This window comes from Actibacterium naphthalenivorans, from assembly GCF_014196965.1.
Taxonomy (GTDB): Bacteria; Pseudomonadota; Alphaproteobacteria; order Rhodobacterales; family Rhodobacteraceae; genus Actibacterium_A; species Actibacterium_A naphthalenivorans.
On the sequence record NZ_JACIEQ010000001.1, the window covers coordinates 603,589 to 626,524 of the forward strand.

The 22,936-nt window shown below is 65.0% G+C and carries 20 protein-coding genes; 7 read left to right on the top strand and 13 right to left on the bottom strand.

Features of this window, described 5'->3' with window-relative positions; genetic code table 11:
* Positions 1–65: 65 nt before the first annotated feature.
* From upp to GGR17_RS02920, 5 genes are read right to left on the bottom strand one after another with little or no spacing between them, the layout of a single operon-like run.
* Complete coding sequence (upp, locus tag GGR17_RS02900; protein WP_037203993.1) at positions 66–698, bottom strand: uracil phosphoribosyltransferase; 633 nt, start codon at positions 696–698, stop codon at positions 66–68.
* Positions 691–1,683 (bottom strand): adenosine deaminase, encoded by a 993-nt coding sequence (locus tag GGR17_RS02905; RefSeq protein WP_054538160.1) that lies wholly within the window; start codon positions 1,681–1,683, stop codon positions 691–693. Before GGR17_RS02905 ends, upp begins: the two co-directional genes overlap by 8 nt.
* Positions 1,680–2,852, bottom strand: coding sequence for a phosphopentomutase (locus GGR17_RS02910; RefSeq protein ID WP_054538159.1), 1,173 nt, complete (start codon positions 2,850–2,852; stop codon positions 1,680–1,682). The genes GGR17_RS02905 and GGR17_RS02910 overlap by 4 nt, the downstream gene beginning before the upstream one ends.
* The gene (locus GGR17_RS02915) at positions 2,852–4,159 is read right to left on the bottom strand and encodes a thymidine phosphorylase (protein ID WP_054538158.1); all 1,308 of its coding nucleotides are present in this window, start codon (positions 4,157–4,159) and stop codon (positions 2,852–2,854) included. The genes GGR17_RS02910 and GGR17_RS02915 overlap by 1 nt, the downstream gene beginning before the upstream one ends.
* Before the next feature lie 3 nt (positions 4,160–4,162).
* Positions 4,163–4,555, bottom strand: a complete 393-nt coding sequence (locus GGR17_RS02920) for a cytidine deaminase (RefSeq protein ID WP_054538157.1) — start codon at positions 4,553–4,555, stop codon at positions 4,163–4,165.
* Between the two features lie 284 nt (positions 4,556–4,839).
* On the opposite strand from GGR17_RS02920, the gene GGR17_RS02925 reads away from it, so the two are divergent.
* The 4 genes from GGR17_RS02925 to GGR17_RS02940 all read left to right on the top strand — a co-directional run bounded on the left by GGR17_RS02925 (position 4,840) and on the right by GGR17_RS02940 (position 12,221).
* The gene (locus GGR17_RS02925; RefSeq protein ID WP_054538156.1) at positions 4,840–7,119 is read left to right on the top strand and encodes an NADP-dependent malic enzyme; all 2,280 of its coding nucleotides are present in this window, start codon (positions 4,840–4,842) and stop codon (positions 7,117–7,119) included.
* Between the two features lie 122 nt (positions 7,120–7,241).
* On the top strand, positions 7,242–9,137 hold the full coding sequence (locus GGR17_RS02930; RefSeq protein ID WP_054538155.1) for a propionyl-CoA synthetase: 1,896 nt from the start codon (positions 7,242–7,244) through the stop codon (positions 9,135–9,137).
* Positions 9,138–9,270: 133 nt separating this feature from the next.
* On the top strand, positions 9,271–10,821 hold the full coding sequence (locus tag GGR17_RS02935) for an ATP-binding response regulator (protein ID WP_054538154.1): 1,551 nt from the start codon (positions 9,271–9,273) through the stop codon (positions 10,819–10,821).
* Positions 10,818–12,221 (top strand): sigma-54-dependent transcriptional regulator, encoded by a 1,404-nt coding sequence (locus GGR17_RS02940; protein ID WP_082386517.1) that lies wholly within the window; start codon positions 10,818–10,820, stop codon positions 12,219–12,221. Before GGR17_RS02935 ends, GGR17_RS02940 begins: the two co-directional genes overlap by 4 nt.
* On the opposite strand, the gene GGR17_RS02945 is transcribed toward GGR17_RS02940, so the two are convergent.
* Positions 12,218–12,982 (bottom strand): NAD kinase, encoded by a 765-nt coding sequence (locus GGR17_RS02945; RefSeq protein ID WP_054538152.1) that lies wholly within the window; start codon positions 12,980–12,982, stop codon positions 12,218–12,220. The genes GGR17_RS02940 and GGR17_RS02945 overlap by 4 nt on opposite strands.
* A gap of 266 nt (positions 12,983–13,248) precedes the next feature.
* Here GGR17_RS02945 and glyA point away from each other — a divergent pair, with 266 nt between their 5' ends.
* On the top strand, positions 13,249–14,544 hold the full coding sequence (glyA, locus tag GGR17_RS02950; protein ID WP_054538151.1) for a serine hydroxymethyltransferase: 1,296 nt from the start codon (positions 13,249–13,251) through the stop codon (positions 14,542–14,544).
* 48 nt (positions 14,545–14,592) lie between these two features.
* Here glyA and GGR17_RS02955 read toward each other — a convergent pair whose 3' ends face one another.
* Entirely contained in the window at positions 14,593–14,916 is a 324-nt protein-coding gene (locus GGR17_RS02955) for a hypothetical protein (RefSeq protein WP_157445510.1), read from the bottom strand.
* A 366-nt stretch (positions 14,917–15,282) separates the two neighbouring features.
* Between GGR17_RS02955 and GGR17_RS02960 the strand changes: the two genes are divergently transcribed.
* The gene (locus GGR17_RS02960) at positions 15,283–16,542 is read left to right on the top strand and encodes a calcium-binding protein (RefSeq protein WP_054538149.1); all 1,260 of its coding nucleotides are present in this window, start codon (positions 15,283–15,285) and stop codon (positions 16,540–16,542) included.
* A gap of 93 nt (positions 16,543–16,635) precedes the next feature.
* Positions 16,636–17,406, top strand: coding sequence for an alpha/beta fold hydrolase (locus tag GGR17_RS02965; RefSeq protein ID WP_054538148.1), 771 nt, complete (start codon positions 16,636–16,638; stop codon positions 17,404–17,406).
* Positions 17,407–17,415: 9 nt separating this feature from the next.
* On the opposite strand, the gene GGR17_RS02970 is transcribed toward GGR17_RS02965, so the two are convergent.
* The 6 genes from GGR17_RS02970 to cysG all read right to left on the bottom strand — a co-directional run bounded on the left by GGR17_RS02970 (position 17,416) and on the right by cysG (position 22,933).
* Entirely contained in the window at positions 17,416–18,135 is a 720-nt protein-coding gene (locus GGR17_RS02970) for an SDR family NAD(P)-dependent oxidoreductase (protein ID WP_054538147.1), read from the bottom strand.
* A 4-nt stretch (positions 18,136–18,139) separates the two neighbouring features.
* Positions 18,140–19,480, bottom strand: coding sequence for an AMP-binding protein (locus tag GGR17_RS02975; protein WP_054538146.1), 1,341 nt, complete (start codon positions 19,478–19,480; stop codon positions 18,140–18,142).
* Complete coding sequence (locus GGR17_RS02980) at positions 19,480–19,734, bottom strand: acyl carrier protein (RefSeq protein WP_200878907.1); 255 nt, start codon at positions 19,732–19,734, stop codon at positions 19,480–19,482. Before GGR17_RS02980 ends, GGR17_RS02975 begins: the two co-directional genes overlap by 1 nt.
* A 14-nt stretch (positions 19,735–19,748) precedes the next feature.
* The gene (locus GGR17_RS02985) at positions 19,749–20,207 is read right to left on the bottom strand and encodes an acyltransferase (protein WP_207642692.1); all 459 of its coding nucleotides are present in this window, start codon (positions 20,205–20,207) and stop codon (positions 19,749–19,751) included.
* A gap of 94 nt (positions 20,208–20,301) precedes the next feature.
* Entirely contained in the window at positions 20,302–21,045 is a 744-nt protein-coding gene (locus tag GGR17_RS02990) for an SGNH/GDSL hydrolase family protein (RefSeq protein WP_082386516.1), read from the bottom strand.
* Between the two features lie 484 nt (positions 21,046–21,529).
* The gene (gene cysG / locus GGR17_RS02995; RefSeq protein WP_054538144.1) at positions 21,530–22,933 is read right to left on the bottom strand and encodes a siroheme synthase CysG; all 1,404 of its coding nucleotides are present in this window, start codon (positions 22,931–22,933) and stop codon (positions 21,530–21,532) included.
* Between the last annotated feature and the right edge of the window lie 3 nt (positions 22,934–22,936).

The following is a 22,936-nucleotide window of genomic DNA, read 5'->3' on the forward strand; positions in this document are numbered from 1 at the left end:
TCATCACCCACAAGATATGGGCGAATCATGACTGATTGCACACAAGCAGTAAAGGGATTTAAAGCTTATTTTGTGCCAAACATGCGGTCACCCGCATCCCCTAGCCCAGGAACAATATATCCATGCTCATCGAGCCCCTCATCCACAGATGCTGTGACGATCGGCACGTCGGGGTGGGCCTCTTTCATGCGCGCGATACCTTCGGGCGCGGCCAGAAGACACAGGAAACGGATGTTCCTGGCCCCCGCCTTCTTCAACAGGTCAATCGCGGCGACCGATGAATTGCCCGTCGCCAGCATCGGGTCGACGGCAATGACCAGGCGGTCTTCCAGCGCCTCGGGCACCTTGAAATAATACTGAACCGGCTGCAGCGTCTCTTCGTCGCGATAGAGCCCGACGAAGCCGACCCGCGCCGCCGGGATCAGTTCCAGAATACCGTCAAGCAGCCCGTTGCCGGCGCGCAGAATGGAAATCAGCGCCAGCTTCTTGCCATCCAGGATCGGCGCCTCGATCTCGCGCATCGGCGTCTGGATGGTTTTCGTCGTCATCTCCAGATCGCGTGTCACCTCATAGGCCAGCAGATGCGAGATTTCGCGCAACAGCCGCCGGAACCCCGCCGTCGAGGTTTCCTTGTCGCGCATGATCGTCAGCTTGTGCTGCACAAGCGGGTGGTCAACAACGGTCAGGTAATCAGGCATCGCTTTTCTCCAGGCGTCTGAGAAGGGCCGCGCGGGTGTCATCGTCGCAGAAGGCGGCATTGACGGCGGTCGTGTTGAGGGTGGTGAACACCGCGTCGTCCCAGCCGAAGGCATCGGCCAGACGGTCATACTCGCGGGTCATCGAAGTGTGGAAGAAGGGCGGGTCGTCGGTGGAAACCGTGACCTTCAGCCCCTTGTCGAAGAATCCGCCGATCGGGTGGCTGCGCCAGGACCGGAACAGCCCGAGCGCGATGTTGGAGCCGGGGCACACCTCCAGCACGGTCCCGGTTTCTGCCAGTTCCTCGACCAGCGCCGGATCTTCGGCGGCGCGCACTCCGTGGCCGATCCGCTCGACCCGCAGGTCGTGCAGCGCGTCGCGCACCGATTGCGCCCCGCCCCATTCGCCGGCATGGGCGGTCAGGCGCAGGCCCGCCTCGCGCGCCATGTCGAACGCATAGGCGAAATCCTTCGGCTTGCCGACCCTCTCATCCCCCGCCAAGCCAAACCCCGTCAGCCAGTCGCCCGCCGTTTCGGCCGCGCAAAGCGCGGTCTGCCGGGCCTTTTCGGGGCCGAAATGGCGGATGCAGGTGACGATGCCGCGCATCACGATGCCGAACTCCCGCTCGGCCTGATCGGCGGCGTCACGGATCGCGTGAAGATATTCCCGCCACGCCCCGACATCGCGCCCGCCGCAGAAATCCGGCGACAGGAAGCTTTCGGTATAAATCACGCCGTTCGCGGCGCTTTCCTCCAGCACCGCCAGGGTCAGCCGGTGGTAATCCTCGGGCGTCTGCAGGGTCGCGGTCGCGGCCTCGTAGACCTGCAGGAAATGCCGGAAATCGGTGAAGGCATACCCGCCATCGGCATCGAAAACGCCGGAGATGTCCATATTCTTCCGCTTCGCCAGGCCACGGATAAAGGCCGGCGGCGCGGCGCCTTCCAGATGCAGGTGCAATTCAACCTTCGGAACGTTCTTCAGGCTCATAAGGCCTTGCCTTCCGGCGGCGATACGCCCAGATGCCGCGCCACGATCTCGGCCACGCCGGTGAACCCGATCAGCCCCACCGCCCGCAGTCCCACGCCATGGCCCACGACCGGCACCCGTTCCCGCGTATGATCGGTGCCGACCCACGTGGGATCATTGCCGTGATCGGCGGTGAACAGGATCAGATCGCCCGCCCGCGCCCTGGCGAAGATGCGCGGCAATTGCGCGTCGAACCATTCCAGCGCCCCGGCATAGCCTTCGACATTGCGCCGGTGTCCGTAAAGGCTGTCGAATTCCACGAAATTGGCGAAGGTCAGGCTGCCGTCTTCGGCCGTGCCCATCAGCCCTTCCAGATGGTCCATCAACTGCGCATCGGTGCCCTTGCACACATCGTCGATGCCCTGCATCGAGAAGATGTCGCCGATCTTGCCCACCGCGTGAACGCGCCCGCCCGCCGCCTGCACCCAGTCGCACAGCGTGGGCTCCGGCGGGGCGATGGCGAAATCGCGGCGGTGAGCGGTGCGGGTGAAGCCTTCGGCCTCCGACCCGATGAAGGGGCGGGCGATGACCCGGCCCACCTTCATCTCATGCACCATCGGCGCGATGCCCCGGCACAGATCCAGCAGCCGCTCGAGGCCGAAGCTTTGCTCATGCGCGGCGATCTGAAACACGCTGTCGGCGGAGGTATAGCAGATCGGCCGGCCGCTGCGCATATGCTCGGCCCCCAGTTCGGCCACGATGGTGGTGCCGGAGGCGTGGCAATTGCCCAGAATGCTGTCAGCGCCGGCAAGGCGGCAGACCTCGGCCACCAGATCGGGCGGAAAGCTCGGGACGGTGTCGGGGAAATAATGCCACTCCCACGGCACCGGCACGCCCGCCAGCTCCCAATGGCCGGATGGCGTGTCCTTGCCACGCGACACTTCCGTCGCGGCGCCCCACAGCCCCTGCGGTTCGGCCTCCAGCCCCGGCGCGTCCTCGCCCGAGGCCAGCCGGATCGCGGCGCCAAGGCCCAGCCTGTCGAGGTTGGGCATCGCCAGCGGCCGCGCCTGAGCGATATGGGCCAGCGTGTTGGCGCCGGTGTCGGGCGTTTCCCCGTTGTAAAACGCATCCGCATCCGGCGCGCCGCCGCATCCGACGGAATCCATCACCACGAGAAACGCGCGCGGCATCAGCGCAGCCTCCGGTGCACCAGCGGCGGGATGGTCGGATGGGCATCGCCGATGGTAAAGGCGGCGCGAACCACCTGTTCAACCGCGTCGGCGGCCTCTTCGGTGGCCGCATGGATCAGGGCCAGCGGCACATCGGGGCTGACGGTTTCGCCCAAGGGGGCAAGTTCCGACAGGCCGACCGAGGGGTTGATCCTGTCGCCCTCACGCTTGCGCCCGCCGCCAAGCTCGACCACGGCCAGGCCCAGCGCGTGCCCGTCGATCGCCCGCACCACGCCCGAGGCCAGCGCCGGCACCTCGCGCACCACCGGGGCCGATGGCAGACGATCGGGCCAACGCTCAACGAAATCCAGCGGCCCGCCAAGCTCTGCCACCATCTCTCCGAACTTCTCGGCCGCGGCGCCGCTTTCCAGCGCGCGGGCGATCCGCCCTGCCCCGTCGCCCGCGTCGGCGGCAAGCCCGCCCAGCGCCAGCAATTCGCCGCCCAGCGCGCAGGTGATATCCCACAGCGCGGGGGTCACGCCGGAGCCGGTGAGGGTTTCCATCACCTCGATCACCTCAAGCGCGTTGCCGGCGGCGGCCACCAGCGGCTGGCTCATGTCGGTGATCAGGGCCGAGGTCATGCAGCCCGCGCCATGCGCCGTCTCGACCAGCGACTCCGCCAGATCCTCGGCATCCTCCATCGTTTTCATGAACGCGCCCGAGCCGACCTTGACGTCGAGCACCAGCGCCTCCAGCCCCGCGGCAAGCTTCTTTGACAGGATCGAGGCGGTGATCAGATCGACGCTTTCAACCGTGCCCGACACATCGCGGATGGCGTAAAGCCGTTTGTCGGCCGGGGCGATATCGGCCGATGCGCCGACGATGGCGCAGCCGATGCTGGCGGTGATCGCCTGCAGCCGCTCGACGGAGACGTCGCAGCGATAGCCGGGGATCGCCTCCAGCTTGTCCAGCGTGCCGCCGGTGTGGCCCAGCCCCCGGCCCGAGATCATCGGAACATACCCGCCGCAGACCGCCACCGCGGGCGCCAGCAAAAGCGACACGCAATCACCGATGCCCCCCGTGGAATGCTTGTCGAGCACCGGGCCGGGCAGATCCCATTGCAGCACCTGCCCGCTGTCGCGCATCGCGCGGGTCAGGGCGACACGCTCTTCCTTGACCAGGCCGTTCAGCAGAACCGCCATGGCAAAGGCCCCGGCCTGCGCGTCGGTCACGCCGCCATTGGCCAGCCCGTTGGCGAACCAGGTGATTTCCTCGTCGCTCAGCCGCTCTTCGTCCCGCAGCTTGGCGATAATGACGCGGGCATCCATGCTCTATCCCTTTTCCATATGCGCGGCGCCAAAGGCCCCGGGCAACAAGCCCGCCACGCTGACGGTTTCGCGCAGGCCCGCGGTGGTGGCCATGGTCACGGGCACGTCGCCGGCGGCGAACTCCGCCAGTTTCTGACGGCAGCCACCGCAGGGGGGCACGGGGGCCGGGCTGTCGGCGATCACGGCGACCTCGGCGATCTCGTATTCCCCGGCCGCGCACATGGCGGCGATGGCGCCGGCCTCGGCGCAGGTTCCTTCGGGATAGGCGATGTTTTCGACATTGCAGCCGGTATAGACCGCGCCGCTTTTGGCACGGATCGCGGCGCCGACCTTGAAATTGGAATAGGGGGCATGGGCGTTCTCGCGCACGGCCCTGGCTGCATCGACGAGTGTCATTGGCGATCCTCCTGCCTGCAATCTGCGGCGGGGCGCAGGGGGATGCAAGCCTGAGCGCGATCCTTGCCGATACGTTAATCCGCGCCCCGCCCGGCCCGGCGAGGGAAAACACCCCCGACCGGCGGCAAAGCACCGCGATTTCAGCCATGGCAGCCCGGCAAAATTTCCGGCAAGATAGCGGCGAAAGCGGCGGATGCGATGTTCGGCTTGCATGCCGAAATGTTTCCGCGTATGCGGTATGCGCATTTTAGTTTAGCATTAAACTATCTTCAGGGAGGGGAGCCATGGCGGACGACAAGGCAAAATCGGCGCGCGACGAAGCACTCGACTATCACGCATATCCGAAGCCCGGAAAGCTGGAGATCCGCGCGACCAAGCCGCTGGCCAACGGGCGCGATCTTTCCCGCGCCTATTCGCCCGGCGTCGCCGAAGCCTGTCTGGAGATCAAGGCCAGCCCCCAGACCGCCGCGCGCTATACCGCACGCGCAAATCTCGTGGCGGTGGTCACCAACGGCTCCGCTGTTCTGGGGCTGGGCAACATCGGCGCGCTGGCCGCGAAACCGGTGATGGAGGGCAAGGCCGTCCTGTTCAAGAAATTCGCCAATATCGATTGTTTCGACATCGAACTGAACCAGAGCGACCCCGAAAAGCTGGCCGATATCGTCTGCGCGATGGAGCCGTCCTTCGGCGCGATCAACCTCGAAGACATCAAGGCGCCCGAGTGTTTCATCGTCGAAAAGCTGTGCCGCGAACGGATGAACATTCCCGTCTTCCACGACGATCAGCACGGAACCGCCATCGTGGTGGGCGCCGCGGCGACCAACGCGTTGCGCGTGGCCGGAAAGGATTTCAGCGAGATCAAGGTCGTGTCCACCGGGGGCGGCGCGGCAGGGATTGCCTGCCTGAACATGCTGCTCAAGCTTGGGGTCAAGCGTGAAAACGTGTGGCTTTGCGACATCCAGGGGCTGGTCTACGAAGGCCGGCAAGAGGATATGACCCCGCAAAAGGCGGCCTTTGCGCAGCCCTCCGATCTGCGCGGGCTGGGCGACGTGATCGAAGGCGCCGACCTGTTTCTCGGCCTGTCGGGGCCGAATGTCCTGACGCCCGAAATGGTCGGCAAGATGGCACAACGCCCGATCATCTTCGCGTTGGCCAACCCCACGCCCGAGATCATGCCCGAGTCCGCCCGCGCGGTGGCGCCCGATGCGATCATCGCCACGGGCCGGTCGGATTATCCCAACCAGGTCAACAACGTGCTGTGTTTCCCCTTCATCTTTCGGGGCGCACTGGACGTGGGCGCGACCGAGATCAACGATGACATGCAGCTTGCCTGTATCGAGGGCATCGCCGCGCTGGCCCGGGCGACGACATCGGCCGAGGCGGCAGAGGCCTATCGCGGCGAGCAACTGACCTTCGGCGCCGACTATCTGATCCCGAAACCCTTCGACCCGCGCCTGATGGGGATCGTGGCCACGGCCGTCGCCAAGGCGGCGATGACATCGGGCGTCGCCACCCGCCCGATCACCGATTTCGCCGCCTACAAGGAACAGCTCGACGGCTCCGTCTTCCGGTCGGCGCTGATCATGCGCCCGGTCTTTGCCGCCGCCGCCCAGGCCGAGCGCAACATCGTCTTCGCCGAGGGCGAGGACGAGCGTGTGCTGCGCGCCGCGCAGGCGATGCTGGAGGAAACCACCGACAAGCCCATCCTCATCGGCCGCCCCGACGTGATCGCCAGCCGCTGCGAACGCGCCGGGCTGACGATCCGCGAAGACCGGGATTTCCAGGTCGTGAACCCGGAAAACGATCCCCGCTACCGCGATTACTGGGGCACCTATCACGAGCTGATGGCCCGGCGCGGCGTGACGCCCGATCTGGCCAAGGCGATCATGCGCACCAACACCACCGCCATCGCGGCGATCATGGTGCACCGGGGCGAGGCCGACAGCATGATCTGCGGCACCTTCGGGCAGTATCTGTGGCACCTGAACTATGTGCGGCAGGTTCTGGCGCGCGACGGGCTGCATCCGGTGGGCGCGCTCAGCCTCATGATCCTCGAGGATGGTCCGCTGTTCGTCGCCGATACCCATGTCCACCCCGAACCGACGCCCGAACAGATCACCGAAACCGTGATCGGCGCCGCCCGCCATGTGCGGCGCTTCGGCATGGAGCCCAATATTGCACTGTGCTCGCATTCCGAATTCGGCAACCTCGATTGCGATACCGGCCGCCGGATGCGCGGGGCGCTGGAGCTTCTGGAACTGCGCGAGCCGGATTTCCGCTATGAAGGCGAAATGCACATCGATTCCGCGCTGGACCCGGCGTTGCGCGCGCGCATCTTCCCGAGCTCCCGGATCGAAGGCGCCGCCAATGTTCTGGTCTTCGCCAATACCGATGCAGCCTCTGGTGTGCGCAACATCCTGAAGCTCCGCGCCCGCGCGCTCGAGGTCGGGCCGATCCTGATGGGCATGGGCAACCGCGCCCATATCGCCACCCCGTCGATCACCGCACGCGGGTTGCTGAACATGTCCGCGCTGGCCGGAACCCCGGTCGCGCATTACGGCTGAGGCTCTGCCAAGCGGGGTGCTGCGCGGCTTTGGCGCGCAGCAGTGCCCTTACCGACGGATATAGCTTGCCCCGTGCCTCGCCGCTTCGTAACACGATTACAAAGAGGAGGAGGAAGCATACCATGGGGTACACCGAAGTTTACGAGGCGTGGCAAAAGGATCCGGAAGCTTTCTGGATGGACGCGGCACAGGCGATCGACTGGGACAGGCCCCCTTCCAAAGCGCTGTTCGACGAGAACGCCCCGATGTACGAATGGTTTTCCGACGGCATGGTCAACGCCTGCTGGAACGCGGTGGACCGCCACGTAGAGGCCGGGCGCGGGCATCAGACCGCCGTGATCTATGACAGTCCGGTAACCCATACCAAGCGCGAGATCCCGTATTTCGAGCTGCGCAACCGCGTTGCCAACCTGGCCGGTGCGCTGCGGGCCAAGGGTGTGGAAAAGGGCGACCGGGTGATCATCTACATGCCGATGGTCCCCGAGGCGCTGGAGGCGATGCTGGCCTGCGCCCGGCTTGGCGCGGTGCATTCGGTGGTCTTCGGCGGGTTCGCGGCGCATGAGCTGGCGGTGCGGATCGACGACGCCAAACCCAAATGCATCATCGCGGCCTCCTGCGGCATCGAGCCGGGGCGGATCGTGCATTACAAGCCGCTGCTCGACGGCGCCATTGAGCAGGCCAGCCACAAGCCCGATTTCTGCGTGATCTTCCAGCGCGAACAGGAAGTCGCGCATCTGGAGGAAGGCCGCGACTACAACTGGCACGGCTTTCAGTACGGCGTGCAGCCGGCCGACTGCGTGCCGGTCGAAGGGAACCACCCGGCCTATATCCTTTACACCTCCGGCACCACGGGCCAGCCCAAGGGCGTCGTGCGCTCGACCGGCGGCCATCTGGTGGCGCTGCACTGGACGATGAAGAATGTGTACAACGTCAAACCCGGCGAGGTGTTCTGGGCCGCGTCCGACGTCGGCTGGGTCGTGGGCCACAGCTTTATCTGCTACGGGCCGCTGGTTCACGGCAACACCACCGTGGTGTTCGAGGGCAAGCCGGTCGGCACCCCCGATGCCGGCACGTTCTGGCGCGTGATCGAGGAGCACAAGGTCAAGAGCTTCTTCACCGCCCCCACCGCCTTTCGCGCGGTCAAGCGCGAGGATCCGAAGGGCGAGCTTGTCCGCGAGTACGATCTCAGCAACCTCAGCGCGGTGTTCCTTGCCGGCGAGCGCGCCGATCCCGACACCATCACCTGGGCGCAGGATCAGCTTGGCGTGCCGGTGATTGATCACTGGTGGCAGACAGAGCTGGGCTATCCCGCCGTCTGCAACCCTGTCGGGATCGAACTGCTGCCGGTCAAGCTGGGCTCGCCTTCGGTGCCGCTGCCGGGATACGCGATGAAGATCCTCGATGACGATGGCAACGAACTGCCCAAGGGCGAGCTGGGCGCGGTCGTCACCCCGCTGCCGCTGCCGCCCGGCACGCTGCAGACGTTGTGGAACGCCGAAGACCGGTTCCGCAAAAGCTATCTGGAGCATTTCCCCGGCTATTACGAAACCGGCGATGCCGGATACCTGGACGACGACGGCTATCTCTACATCATGGCCCGCACCGATGACGTGATCAACGTGGCGGGCCACCGCCTTTCGACCGGCGCGATGGAAGAGGTGCTGGCCGCCCATCCCGATGTGGCCGAATGCGCGGTGATCGGCGTGGCCGATGCGCTGAAGGGGCAGCTTCCGCTCGGGTTTCTGTGCCTGAACGCCGGCAGCGAAAAGGCCGAGGCCGATGTGATCCGGGAATGCGTCGCCATGGTGCGCGATCAGATCGGCCCGGTGGCCGCCTTCAAACTGGCCTGCGTGGTCGACCGCCTGCCCAAGACCCGTTCGGGCAAGATCCTGCGGGCGACGATGGTGAAGATCGCCGATGGCGAACCCTTCAAGATTCCCGCCACGATTGACGATCCCGCAATTCTGGACGAAATTGCGGACGCGTTGAGAACATTGGGCTTTGCTGCTGCTGATTAGGCGGCTCCCGGTGCACCAACCTGCCAAATAAGACAGGTTGGTGCACCGATCCCGCGCGCGTTAAAAAGGGGTGATGCAACCTTAACGAGTGCATCGTGTATTGTAGTACTCGTATAGGAAAGGGAGCTGGTTCGTGACCCCAACAGAAAGCCGACACTCCCGACCCGAGGGCAAATCTGCTGTCAGCGCGCGGGCGGCGCTTCTTGGCCACGACATCCGCAACGCCGTCTCCGATATCATTGGCGGGCTGGCGCTGGCCGATCTGGAACCGCTGGACGACGCATCGAAACAACAGTTGCAACGGGCCCGAAGCGCCGGCGAACAGCTTGCCCGCCTCAGCGACGAGGTGCTTGCCCTTGTCACCGGCGAGGCGGGCCCCGGCGACGCGCAGCCGCGGGATCTGAACTTCGTTTCGTTCCTGAAAGATGTGGAAGCACGCTGGGCGGCGCATGCGCATTCGCACGGGCTTGGTTTTATACTGGATCTGGCGGCGGATCTGCCGCCGATGATCGGGACCAAGCAGAATGCGCTGGAGCGTATTCTGGCCAATCTCATCGGCAATTCGATGAAACACACCAAGGCCGGAAACGTCACCCTGTCGGTTGGCATCGGCGCCAGGGAAACGCTCCACCTGACGGTTCGGGACGACGGGCCGGGCTTCAGCGAGGCGGCACAGTCCCTGCTGTTCGAACGCGGCGGCCGCCCGCCCGAAAGCGAAACGCCGGGAACCGGCATGGGGCTGCACATCGTCCATGACCTGGTTCACCAGATCAACGGCCGCATGGAGGTGCGCAATCGCCCCGAAGGCGGCGCCGAGGTCGGGATATTGCTGCCGCGCGCCGCCTGGGCGCCCGGCGTCAGCGTACCGGGCCGCGCCGACAAACTGCCCGACCTGTCAGGCTGGACCGTGCTGGTGGCCGAGGATAACGCGACCAACCAACTGCTGATACGGCAGATGCTGGACACGCTCGGCGCGCAATGCCTGATCGCCGCCGACGGCCGCGAAGCGCTCGAGCTTCTCAACAGCAACGAATTCGATCTCGCCCTGATAGACATCGAAATGCCGCGCCTGTCGGGGCTCGATCTGATCCGCACCCTGCGCAGCCGCGAGGAATTTGGCTTCGCGGCCGACACGCTGCCGGTTCTGGCCATCACCGCCTATGTGCTGTCGGCCAACCGTGATGAGATTTACGAAGCCGGCGCCGATGGCATCCTTGCCAAGCCGATCATGAGCCTGGAGGCCTTCGGAGAGGCGATCTCGGCGATCCTGGACAAGAGTATCGGCAGTATCGGCGCGGTCCGCCCGATCGAAAAGCCGAATACGCCCGCAGTCAGCGCCGTGCATCTGGATCGCCTTCTCGCGCTGGCGGGCGACAAGGACGCGCAGGAGCTGCTGGACCGTCTTCGACAGGATATCGGCAACGTCCGCGCCGGTGTCCACGAGGGATTGCAGCGCACCGATTTCGCGTTGCTGCGCGGGCGGACCCATGTTCTCATCTCCCTGGCGGGGGCGATCGGCTCGGCCGAGCTGCAACGGGTCGCCGAGACGCTGAACGACGCGGCGCATCAAAAGGATCTGATGCTCATCCAGCCGCTGGCGCCGCGGGTGCTGAAACTGATCGACGATGTGCTGCTGATGCTGGACACCGAATATTCCGACCGTTTCAACGCGGGGGTGGCATGACCCAGCTGCTGCTGATCGAAGACACCCCGTCACTGCAGATGGTATATGAATCGGTGCTGCGCGGCGCGGGCTATGATGTGGTCTCTGCCGGAACCGCCGCAGAGGGGCTGCAACATTTCCGCAAGATACGGCCGCTGGTCGTGCTGCTCGACCTGATGCTGCCCGACCGCTCCGGCCAGGAGCTGATGTGCGATTTCCTTGAGCTGGAGCCAGAGACGAACGTCATCGTTGTCACCGCCAACGGGTCGATCAACAGCGCGGTCGAGGCGATGCGCAACGGGGCATACGAGTTCCTGCTCAAGCCATTCAACGAACAGCGGTTTCTTCATGCGGTGGAAAACGCGCTGGCCGACGGCGCCCGCGCGCGCGGCCAGCGCCCCCGCCATACCACCAATGACGCGCTGATCAGCACATTCGTCGGCTCTTCGTCCGTCATGCAAGAGGTCTACGACCGCATCCGCTCGGTCAGCCGGTCGATGGCGACGGTGTTCATCACCGGCGAAAGCGGCACCGGCAAGGAAATCTGCGCGCAGGCCGTGCATTCCACCTCGCATCGCGCCAGCGGCCCGTTCGTGCCGCTCAATTGCGGGGCCATCCCCTCCGACCTGCTGGAATCAGAGGTGTTCGGCCATCTCAAGGGGTCGTTCACCGGCGCCATCGTCGACAAGCCCGGCGCCGCCGCCGTGGCCGATGGCGGGACCCTGTTTCTCGACGAGATCTGCGAGATGGATCTGAACCTGCAGACCAAGCTGCTGCGGTTCCTGCAAACCTCGATGATTCAGCCGGTGGGCGCGCCAAAGCCGCACAAGGTGAACGTGCGGATCATCTGCGCCACCAACCGCGACCCGCTGGAAGAGGTCCGGCGCGGGCGCTTCCGCGAGGATCTGTATTACCGCCTGCATGTGGTGCCCATCCACCTGCCCCCCCTGCGCAAGCGCGGTGGCGATGTGGTCGAGATCGCCGAAGTGTCACTGAGCCAGTTCGCGCGCGAGGAAGGGCGGAGCTTTCACGGCCTCTCGGACGAGGTGAAATCCCTGTTCCGCAACCTCAGCTGGCCGGGCAACGTGCGCCAGCTTTTGAATGTGCTGCGCCATGTGGTGGTGTTGAACGACGGGCCGCTGGTCACGCTCGACATGCTTCCGATCGAGCTTCACCATGAGCGCGAGCGGCTGGCCAGCCCCTTCGCCCCGGGCGCGACCGTCGAGCAGGCCAAGCCGCATATCACGCTCGACGGGCTGATGGGCATGACCCTGGCCGAGATCGAGCAGCTGGTGATCGAGGAAACGATCTCGCGCCATGGCGGCTCGGTGCCGAAAGCGGCGCGCGTGCTCGATGTCTCGCCCTCGACGCTCTACCGCAAGCGCGAAAGCTGGGCCAAGACCGGCAAGAACGGCGCCTAGACGAACTGCTCGCGGATCAGCCGCTCCTCGAGCCCGTGACCGGGATCGAACAGGATGCGGTGCCGGATCGTCGGATCGCTCGTGATCTCGACCGAGATGACCAGCCCGGCGGTGCGGCTGTCGGCATCGGCCATCACCGGGCGCTTGGAGGGTTGCAGCACGTCGAACCGCACCTGCGCCGTATTCGGCAGCAGCGCGCCGCGCCAGCGGCGGGGCCGGAACGCCGCCATCGCCGTCAGGGCCAGAACATCCGAGCCGATCGGCAGGATCGGCCCGTGCGCGGAATAGTTGTAGGCTGTGGACCCCGCCGGGGTCGAGACCAGCGCGCCGTCGCAAACCAGCTCGTCCAGGCGCACCTTGCCATCCACGGAAATCCGCAGCTTGGCGGCCTGCGGCCCCGCGCGCAGCAACGACACCTCGTTGATCGCCAGCGCTTCATGCACCTTGCCGTCCACCCCGATGGCGCGCATCCGCAGCGGGTTGACCACCTCTTCCTCGGCCGCCGACAGCCTGTCGAGCAGGTGCGCTTCGTGGTATTCGTTCATCAGAAAGCCGACGGTGCCGCAGTTCATGCCGTAAACCGGTGTATCCAGATGCTGGGTGGCGTGCATGGTCTGCAGCATGAAGCCGTCACCGCCCAGTGCCACGATCACATCGGCCTCTTCGGCGGGAACGTCGCCATATTCGGCGGCCAATGCGCGATGCGCCGCGTTCGACGTTTCGGTCCCGCTTGCCATAAAGGCGATTTTGGTTCTTGGCATGACAGGCCCCTTCCATGGCGCATAGTTTCCCGCGCCGCGCGGGGAACTCAACCCCCGCCGGGTTTGTGTAGGCGGATGCCGGTGGATATGCAAAGACTCCCGAAGCCGGAACAACCCGCGCGTTTCGATGCCTTGCCAGGCACAAAAGTTTCCCATGCGCGACGCGCATTTCGCGAATTCCCCGATTGCCGCCGCCTTTGTGCCCTTTCGTGACAGAAATTTGTCAGTTAAATACGCCGCAAATCCGCATCCTTCAGGAGACGCACATGAACGCCCCCCACCGTGACGCCGGATTCTTTACCGAATCCCTTTCCACCCGCGACCCCGAGATCGCCGAGGCCATCGGCCTGGAACTGGGCCGCCAGCGCGACGAGATCGAGCTGATCGCGTCCGAGAACATCGTCAGCAAGGCGGTGATGGAGGCGCAGGGCTCTGTCCTGACCAACAAATACGCCGAAGGCTATCCGGGGCGGCGCTATTATGGCGGCTGTCAGTTCGTGGACATCGCCGAAAACCTGGCGATCGAGCGCGCCAAGCAGCTGTTCGGGTGCGGCTTTGCCAACGTGCAGCCCAATTCCGGCTCTCAGGCCAATCAGGGCGTCTATACCGCGCTGCTGCAGCCGGGCGACACCATTCTGGGCATGAGCCTGGATGCCGGCGGGCATCTGACCCACGGTGCCAGGCCCAATCAGTCGGGCAAATGGTTCAACGCGATCCAGTATGGCGTGCGCAAGCAGGACAGCCTGCTGGATTACGATCAGGTGCAGGCGCTGGCGACAGAACATCAGCCCAAGCTGATCATCGCCGGCGGCTCGGCCATTCCGCGGCAGATCGACTTTGCCCGGATGCGCCAGATCGCCGACAGTGTCGGCGCCTATCTGATGGTCGACATGGCGCATTTCGCGGGGCTCGTGGCGGGTGGCCAGCACCCCTCGCCCTTCCCCCATGCGGATGTGGCCACCACGACCACGCATAAAACCCTGCGCGGTCCGCGCGGCGGCATGATCCTGACCAATGACGAAGCGATCGCCAAAAAGATCAACTCGGCCATCTTCCCCGGCATTCAGGGCGGCCCGCTGATGCATGTGATCGCCGGCAAGGCGGTGGCCTTCGGCGAGGCGCTGCGCCCCGAGTTCAGGGAGTACGCCGCGCAAGTGGTCAAGAACGCCCAGGCGCTGGCCGATCAATTGATGAAGGGCGGGCTCGATATCGTCACCGGCGGTACCGACACCCATGTGCTGCTGGTCGATCTGCGGCCCAAGGGGGTGAAGGGCAACGCCACCGAAAAAGCGCTGGAGCGTGCCCATATCACCTGCAACAAGAACGGCATCCCCTTCGATCCGGAAAAGCCGATGGTCACCTCGGGCGTTCGGCTGGGCACACCGGCGGGCACCACCCGCGGCTTCGGCGCGCCTGAGTTCCGCCAGATCGCCGACTGGATCGTCGAAGTGGTCGACGGGCTGGCCGCCAATGGCGAAGAGGGCAACAGCGCGGTGGAAGCTAAGGTCAAGGCCGAGGTGATGGCGCTGTGCAAACGCTTCCCGATCTACCCCGAGCTTTGAAGAAACCGGAAGGAGGGCCCCCTGCCCTCCTTCCCCTCCGCCTCTGGCCTAGAGCAGGCCGCGCCAGAGCAAAATGCCCGTGATCAGCCCGGTCAGCACGAACAGGTTGAACGAAAGACCGGCCAACGCGCCCAGAATGGCGCCTTTGCGCCGGTCGGATGTATCGATTGCCTTCAGATGATCAAGCAATCTGCGTTCGGCAGTTTGCAGGCGGGGCAGATCAACCTGCTTCATCAATTTGGGATGTGCCCTCTTTTCCAGGGCATCGGCCATCACGGCCGCCTCCGGCTGCACTTTGAATGGCATCTGTCGGCGCGCTTGTTTCAGCCGGGCCGGCAGATCGTTTCCGCGCGCGCCCAGCTTGTCACGCAACAGGCGTGAAATCTCGGATTCGCGTGTTCGGGCGATATTCTCGGCCATCTCCCCCCTCTACCAGTTACCAATTACCGGATACCTGAATTCCCAAGGATGGATGCTCACCACAGCATGCTGCCCGGCACCCCGGGATTCCCGGCAAACTGTTCATGTTTCCCGCCCCGGTGCTGCGCGAATTGGCAGTTTCACGTTTGCCCGCACAAATTTTCGGCCACGCGCCATCCGCACGAAGCAAGACGACGGCATGAAGATAGACGCAAGCCCCGTTCACAATGATTAATTTCCCGCAGCCTCGTCAAAAGAGTTTCACGTGCCAGTGGTTTAAGAGGCTCATTCCATTATTTTCCACCCAGGGTGACAGCAATGACAACCTACACAATACCCGCCTATTTTGGCACGCACTACTTCTATGGCAACAGTGAAAGTTCGGATTGGGAAAGCGGTGCCTCGGTCTCCATCGTGGCACCGGACAATTCGACCACTCTTTCTTATACTCTTACCGGCGAGCAGTGGGATGATGAAAGCGGGGCAGTCCCCGATTACGTTGGCGAAGTGTACCAGCTCACCGGCACAACGACCGGCGGCACAAGCTTCGACCTCACGTCCGACAGTTTCTATGAAGAGATCGCCGGAATAGGCTGGGGCGGTGGAAACTCCGCCGTTTTAAGCTCATTCTGGACGACTAGCGGCAGCAATTACGACAATGAATTCATGCTCATTCTGGGCGGCGACAGCCCTCCCGGATGGTATGAGGGAACCCTGGACCTCGAGAATTTCGCCGATTTTCAGGTAACCTTCTTCGGCGATCCCGGCCCCGGCCCCTTTGGCCCTGGCACGATATTCGCAATCGCCGATATTCCCGGCGTCACGATCACGGAAAACGACAAGATCACGGGCACCGACACGCGCGATGTGTTTTCGGGCGGCGCGGGCAACGATAGGATTCTGGGCCAGGGTGGAAATGACAAGCTGAAGGGTGGTGCCGGCAAGGATGTACTGAAAGGCGAGGCCGGCAAAGACACGCTTGACGGCGGCGGCGGCAACGACACGCTCAAGGGTGGCGCCGGCGCGGATGATCTGACTGGTGCGGGCGGCAAGGACAGCCTGCTCGGCGAGGGCGGAAATGACACGCTCAACGGCGGCAACGGGAACGACACGCTCAAGGGCGGCGCCGGCGCGGATACCCTGCTCGGCGGGGGCGGCAAGGACAGCCTGCTGGGCCAGGGCGGAAACGATACGCTCAAGGGCGGCAACAAGAGCGATGTCGTGAACGGTGGCGACGGGGCCGACAAGCTGTTCGGCCAGGGCGGGGTCGACACCCTCCTCGGCGGCAAGGGCCAGGACAAGCTGAACGGCGGCGCCGGAAACGACGTGCTGACGGGCGGCGGTGGCGGCGATGTGTTCATTTTCGATCATGGCAAAATGGGCGACGACACGATCACCGATTTTCAGGTCAAGCTCGACAGCATCAAGATCGACCTTGGCGGCGCCCGGGCCTCTTCCGTCAGCACGTCACTCGTGGGTGAAGACACTGTAATCACCTATGGCGATGGCGGCATCAATTCGATAACACTGGAAGACATGCAGCTCAGCCACAACGAAATCGATTTTCTTTTTGTCTGAGCATGATCTCTCGGCGCCCCTGTCATAAGGGGCGCCGTGTTTATCTGCCGCGCCGGCGCATGCCGGCGCCCCACCAAATAGGCCGCCCCGACGATGCCGCTTGCCACCACGATTTTCGGCTCCGACGAGGCCAACCCGCCGCTTCTGATCGTCCACGGTCTGTTTGGGTCCGCGCGCAACTGGGGCGTCATCGCCAAACGTTTGTCCGACACGCGGCAGGTGATCACCGTGGACATGCGCAATCACGGGGAAAGCCCGTGGTTTCCGACCCATTCCTATCCCGATCTTGCGGATGATCTGATGCAGGTCATCAAGGCCCATGGCGGCCGGGCGGATGTGCTGGGCCATTCGATGGGCGGAAAGGCCGCGATGGTGCTAGCGCTGACGCAGCCTTCGCTTGTCAATCGTCTGGTGGTGGCCGATATCGCGCCGGTGGTCTATGGGCACACCCAGGCGCATCTGATCCACGCCATGCGCGCGCTGGACCTGGCGCAGGTCGAAAAGCGTTCCGACGCCGATGCGCTGCTGGCGGAAGAGATTGAAACCCCATCGGTCCGCGCCTTTCTTCTGCAGTCGCTGGACGTGAAAGAACGGCGCTGGCGGCTCAATCTGGATGTGCTGGAAACGGAAATGCCCCGGATCATCGGCTTTCCCGATATCACCGGCCAGTTCAACGGCCCGGCCCTGTTTCTGTCAGGCGCGGACTCCGATTACGTGCAGCCCGGCCACCGCCCCCTGATAAAGGCGCTGTTTCCAAATGCGGTCTTTGCGAGGATCCCCGGCGCCGGCCACTGGCTGCATGCCGAGAAACCCCGGGAATTCGAGGCCGCCCTGCGCGCGTTCCTGCCGGTGTCGGCGGACTGACCGGCGCCCTCAGGCGGTGCTGCCGCCATCCACGGTGATCACGGTTCCGGTGATCCGGTTGCCATCCGGCCCCAGAAGCAGCGCGATCGCGCCCGTCACATCCTCGACCTCGGGCAGGCCAAGCGGCGCGCGGCGACGGATCGATGCCATCTTGTGCACGTCCAGCCCGCCGGTCATCTCGGTTTCCATATATCCGGGCGCGATGCAGTTGACGGTGATGCCCATCTTGCCAACCTCGCGCGAGAGCGAGCGGGTGAACCCCTCCAGCCCGGCCTTGCTGGCGGCATAGGCGGCCAGGCCGTGGAACCCGGTCGAGGCGATGATCGACGAAATGTTGACGATCCGCCCCTCATGCGCCGCCAGCATCCCCCGGCTGATATATTTGGCAAAGATGATCGGCGCCGTCAGGTTCACCTCGATCACGCGCAGGATGTCTGTCTTGTGCATGGTCGCCAGAATGCCGTCCGCGCCGATGCCCGCGTTGTTGACCAGCCCCCAGATGCGCCCGTGCTGTTTGGTGATGCTGCTGACAACGCCGGGGATGGCATCCAGATCGCCGACATCGAAAGGAATGAAATGCACGCGCCCCTCTTGTTCGGCCATCAGCGCCTTGTAGCCATCGCTCAGGCTGCGGCTGAGGCCGACCACGTTATACCCGTCCGCGCTCAGCCGTTTCGCTGTGGCCAGGCCGAGGCCACGGGATACGCCGGTAATAACTACGGTTTTCATTCCATCATCCTTTCGCCGCCGATCGGACCAGCTTGCCCGCGGCGTTAACCTGAAAACTCTCTACAAAACGCACCATGGCGGGTACCGCCTCGCGCTCCAGCCCGTCGCGGCAGGCCGCGATGATCCGCGGTTTCATCTCCGCCCGGTCCGCATCACCCGCCAGCTGCACCTCGGCCACGATCAGCGCGCCGGTGATCGGATTGGACTTGGATGAAACCTTCGCCATCGCAACGCCGGGCACGCCGGTGATCACCCGTTCGATAACCTCGGGAAACACCTTCACCCCGCCCACGTTGATCGAGCCGTTGTCGCGCCCCAGAAAGAACGCCCTGTCCCCCTCAAGGCTGATCCGGTCGCCCGAACAGACATAGCCTTCGGCGTCGATCTCGATCGCGGGGTCCTTGTGGCCGGCCGCGCCGGCAACCGGCGGGCGCAGCCACAGGATGCCATCGACCAGCTTCATCTTCACACCCGTCGGCGCCGCCTTCAGATAGGCCGCCGGAAAGCCGGCGCGCCCGTCATTCACCGCAAAGCCGACGCCGGCCTCGGTGGACGCATAGATATGGGTCATCCGCGTATCGGGAAAGGCCCCGCGCAGCGCGTCCAGAATGCCCTGATCAACGATCTCACCGCCCAGGGTGATCTGGCCCAGCGGCACGTCCCGGATGCCCGGCACCATCATCAGCCGCCGCCACAAGGTGGGCGTGGCGGAAAGGAACGTACAGCCGTGGCGTGCAAGCTCGGCCACCTGTTCGGCCAGCGGCAGCGATGTATCGGGCGCGACCAGCGTGCCGCCGCCGATCAGCGCCTGCAGCGTGACCTGCATCCCGGCGAACCGGGTCGGGTCATAGAGCAGCCCCCAGACCGGGTTGCGATCAGCGCCATAGCGATAAACGGTGCGTGACAGCGATTTCAGCGAATGCGCGATGATCTTGGGCACACCGGTGGTTCCGGAGGTGGTCATCAACCACCGGGTCGGCAGCGGCTCTGCCCGGTGCCGGTCGCCGCGCACCTGATCGGGGCGGCGCAGATCGCCGGCCCCGGCCAGATCGGCCCGGTCGGTAACGATCGCGCTGCAACCCGCCGCATCGGCAAGCTTGCGCACGATCTCGGGCGGCTGGGCATAGGAAACCAGAAGCAGGGTTTCCACCTGCCCGTCCAGCGCCAGCAGCGTTTCGATCAGAACACGCGGATCGGAAACGCTGATCGCCAGCCTGTCATCGGGCGAAAGATCGGCAGCGGCGCCGATCGACGCCGCCGCCTGCGGCGACAGGCTGCCGCTGGCCGAGATGACAAGGGGCCGCGCGCGGCTGGCTGCCGCGATCTGTTGCGACAGGCAGGGCATCAGGCTGGCTTGTATTGGCGGTAGAACGCCACAAACTCCTGAAAAGTCTGCGGATAATAGGCGTTGTCGCTCAGGGTGAAGGGATCGTACCCCAGCTCTTCCTCAAGCTGGGACACGAAGATGGCGAAGCCCAGACTGTCCAGCCCGCTGTCCAGCAGCACCGTGTCATCGGCAAGCTCGGGCGCATCGCTGCCCTTTTCGGAAAGCCAGACATCGGCGAAAACCCGGCGGATATCGGTTTCAAGATTATCCAAGACGTACCTCTTACTTAATGCTCAATGGGCGAGTCGTTGCCCTTGTCCAGACGAATGCCCCAATACCCGGTTTTGATGTCACGTTCGACAACGCGCCCCGGATTCCCCATGACCACGGAGTTGGGCGGCACATCGCGCCCCACAACCGTGTTTCCCGAAATGATACAGCCATCGCCGATGGTCACCCCCGGCAGGATGATGCAGTTATAGCCGAGAAAGCAGTTCTTGCCGATATGCACATCCTTCCATTCGCGGTGAACGAAGTCATGCGTCACGATCGACGCGCCCGAGGTGACGGCGGTGTAGTCGCCGATGTGAATGCCCTTTGGGTTGGTCTTGTCCAGCCGCGCCCCCCAAGAGATGCGGGTGTTTTCGCCGATATCCATGCCGTAGATGTTGCGATACAGAAAATGTGTGACGTTCAGAACGACCTTCCTGAAGATCGTGCGCCGGATTACCGCTACAACTGACAACCTGTATCTCCGCTCTTGAGCATATGCACTTGGTTATGCGAACTTTTTTGTCGATTAGAACAGGGGTATCGCCCTGTCAACGCGATCGGGCCAATCAATCGGGCGATCCGCGATTGCGGCACAGAATGTTGCCCAGAACACGCGAGAATCCGGGCACGGCGATAGCGCGCAGGGCGTCTTGCGTGGGGTGCAGCCCATCGGGGATGGCCGCCTTCAGCGCGGCCTCGGGCAGCGCGGCCCAGCGCGGCGCATCGTCAATCAGCCCCGCGCCATGGTCGCGCGCGAGCGTGCGGTAGAGCGCCTTGTACGCGGCCTGGCCGGGGCGGGCCAATGCCTTGGCAGAACGGGCCGGGCTCATCGTCGCCAGATAGATCGGGATGCCCCGCGTCCGCGCCGCTTCGATAAAGGCGATGTGGTTTGCGCGGCTCTGCTTCAGCGCAAGGCCACGCCACAGCGACGCGTCATTGCCGGAAAAGCTGACGACAACAAGATCGGTATCGAACAGCCCCTCCATCTGGCCCCTCCCCCAGGCGCTGGAGGCCCCCGAAAGCGCCAGTTTGCGGATCGTCACCGGGGCGCCGTGGCAGGCCGTCAACTCGGCGGCAAGCGCATCGGTCCAATCGCCGCGACGAAAGATGCTGGCGCCGAAAAGCGTCACCTCAACCGGGCATGGCACCGCCGCGCAGCCCCCCGAAAGCGCCGGCGCCGCCACAGCATGCGCCCAGTCCCGGTCGCCCGGAGCGGCGTCTTCGGGGCTGAAGGCACCAAAGCGCGACAGCCAGTAAATGGCTGATAAAATTAATATAAATGCAGCCGCCGCCGCGATACGCACAAACATGTTCAACCGCCCCCGTTGGGGAACCCTTCAAGCTTCGCACCTGCCGCCGCCCGCTCTTTGGCGGTACGGCAGGTTTCGGATACAGCCTGCCACGCCGCGCGGGCCGGGGCCAGCCCCGAGCCGCACGGCGGGGCGGGCGAGGCTGTGGTTCAATGCCGCTTCGCTTTTCCCGGCGCCAACGCGCGGGCCTATCTGGCGCGGCAACGGGCAGAGCCCGACCCGGCGTATCCGTACCCCGCCGCTGCGCGCCATCCCACGCCAGCACGGCCGGCCAGCGCCGGGACATATCCGAACAGGTGGCCGCGCGGGCCGCCGTGCAGCGCGCGGGGGCTATGCACACCTGGATTTGCAAGACAGCGAACCCTGCCCGGCGCCCCTGTCGGAAGGGGCGGCAAGGCGGTTGAAAATCCTGCGGCCACATACACCGCCCGCATCCGGGGTCGGCCCGCGCGAAAGGCCCGCACCCCGCCCCCGGCAGCCTCCGTCAGGCCGACAAACGCAGCGGCACGTCGTCGGCGCATTGCGCGTCGGCAAAATGCTTGGGGCGGCGAACCAGAAGGATCGACGGGCTCGGAACCTTTTCGATTTCGATCGTTTCGGCCAGCGCATCAATCCTGGCGCTTACATGGCGTTCGTTGACGGTGCTCGCGGCGCTGATGATTTCGACGATGGATTCGGGCGGCAGGCCCGACTCAAGCAGGCTGTGCTGAATCTCCGCAGCCTTGCGCACGCCCATGTAAAGCGCCAGCGCGGTGCCGGGCGTCAGGATCCGCCCCCAGTCGGGCGCCTCGTCGCCATCGCGGCAGGTGCCGGTGGCAAAGACCAGCCGATCGGTCTGGCCCCGCTCTGTCAGCGACTGGCCGATGCTGGCCGCCGCCGCCGTGGCCGCCGTGACGCCCGGCACGATCTCGACCGTCAGACCGGCGGCGCGGGCGGCGGCAAGCTCTTCGCTGGCCCGGCCAAAGACACAGGGATCGCCGCTTTTCAGCCGCACCACCCGCTTGCCCTGTTTCGCCGCTGCCACGATGATGGCATCGATACGCTCCTGCGGCCAGGCACAGGCCCCTACCGCCTTGCCGACATACACGCGTTCCGCATCGCGACGCGCAAGCTCCAGCACCGCCGGATCAACCAGCCGGTCGTAAAAGATGATGTCGGCCTCCTGCAGGCGCTGCACGGCCCGCATGGTCAGCAGATCCGCGCTGCCCGGCCCGGCCCCCACAAGGCTGATCACACCCGGGGCATCGGCATCCGGCGCGCCGCCGCCGGCGATGGCATCTTTCAAGGCGCGGGCAGCGTCACGCTCGGCCCCTGCGGCGTGCATCCGGCGCGGCGTTTCGGAAAAGGCCCAGCGCCAGAAGGCGCGGCGGCCCTCGCGCGGAACCCGCTGCGCCACCGCAGCCCGCATCCGCCCGGCCAGCGATGCGAACTCGCCCAGGCGCGGCTCCAGCATCGTCTCGATCCGGGTCTTGATCTGGCGGGCCAGAACCGGCGCGGCGCCTTCGGTGCCGATGGCCACCACCACCGGATCACGGTCAACGATCGACGGGGTCAGCGCGTCGCAGAGCGCGGGCTGATCCACCACATTGACCACAGCACCGGCGGCCTTGGCCAGCGCGTGGACGGCCGCATCCAGCCCGGGGCAGCCGGTGGCGATGAATACCAGCGCCGCATCGGCGAAACGCGCGGGGCCAATGGCGCCGGTGTCATGCACAGCACGGCCAGTATCGACCAGCGCCTGAAGCTCCTCGTCCAGCACGGGGGCCAGCAGGATCAGCCGCGCCTCTGTCTTCAGCATCAGCCGGGCTTTCTGCGCGGCCTGCTCGCCGCCGCCCACGATCACCACGTCGCGGCCGGCCATCTTCAGGAACATCGGAAAGGTTTTCATCGT

What these genes read in the sequence shown, in the direction of transcription:
- upp (WP_037203993.1), bottom strand. Translation starts at nt 698, where the DNA reads ATGCCTGATTACCTGACCGTTGTTGACCACCCGCTTGTGCAGCACAAG.
- GGR17_RS02905 (WP_054538160.1), bottom strand. Translation starts at nt 1,683, where the DNA reads ATGAGCCTGAAGAACGTTCCGAAGGTTGAATTGCACCTGCATCTGGAA.
- GGR17_RS02910 (WP_054538159.1), bottom strand. Translation starts at nt 2,852, where the DNA reads ATGCCGCGCGCGTTTCTCGTGGTGATGGATTCCGTCGGATGCGGCGGC.
- GGR17_RS02915 (WP_054538158.1), bottom strand. Translation starts at nt 4,159, where the DNA reads ATGGATGCCCGCGTCATTATCGCCAAGCTGCGGGACGAAGAGCGGCTG.
- GGR17_RS02920 (WP_054538157.1), bottom strand. Translation starts at nt 4,555, where the DNA reads ATGACACTCGTCGATGCAGCCAGGGCCGTGCGCGAGAACGCCCATGCC.
- GGR17_RS02925 (WP_054538156.1), top strand. Translation starts at nt 4,840, where the DNA reads ATGGCGGACGACAAGGCAAAATCGGCGCGCGACGAAGCACTCGACTAT.
- GGR17_RS02930 (WP_054538155.1), top strand. Translation starts at nt 7,242, where the DNA reads ATGGGGTACACCGAAGTTTACGAGGCGTGGCAAAAGGATCCGGAAGCT.
- GGR17_RS02940 (WP_082386517.1), top strand. Translation starts at nt 10,818, where the DNA reads ATGACCCAGCTGCTGCTGATCGAAGACACCCCGTCACTGCAGATGGTA.
- GGR17_RS02945 (WP_054538152.1), bottom strand. Translation starts at nt 12,982, where the DNA reads ATGCCAAGAACCAAAATCGCCTTTATGGCAAGCGGGACCGAAACGTCG.
- glyA (WP_054538151.1), top strand. Translation starts at nt 13,249, where the DNA reads ATGAACGCCCCCCACCGTGACGCCGGATTCTTTACCGAATCCCTTTCC.
- GGR17_RS02960 (WP_054538149.1), top strand. Translation starts at nt 15,283, where the DNA reads ATGACAACCTACACAATACCCGCCTATTTTGGCACGCACTACTTCTAT.
- GGR17_RS02965 (WP_054538148.1), top strand. Translation starts at nt 16,636, where the DNA reads ATGCCGCTTGCCACCACGATTTTCGGCTCCGACGAGGCCAACCCGCCG.
- GGR17_RS02970 (WP_054538147.1), bottom strand. Translation starts at nt 18,135, where the DNA reads ATGAAAACCGTAGTTATTACCGGCGTATCCCGTGGCCTCGGCCTGGCC.
- GGR17_RS02975 (WP_054538146.1), bottom strand. Translation starts at nt 19,480, where the DNA reads ATGCCCTGCCTGTCGCAACAGATCGCGGCAGCCAGCCGCGCGCGGCCC.
- GGR17_RS02990 (WP_082386516.1), bottom strand. Translation starts at nt 21,045, where the DNA reads ATGTTTGTGCGTATCGCGGCGGCGGCTGCATTTATATTAATTTTATCA.
- cysG (WP_054538144.1), bottom strand. Translation starts at nt 22,933, where the DNA reads ATGAAAACCTTTCCGATGTTCCTGAAGATGGCCGGCCGCGACGTGGTG.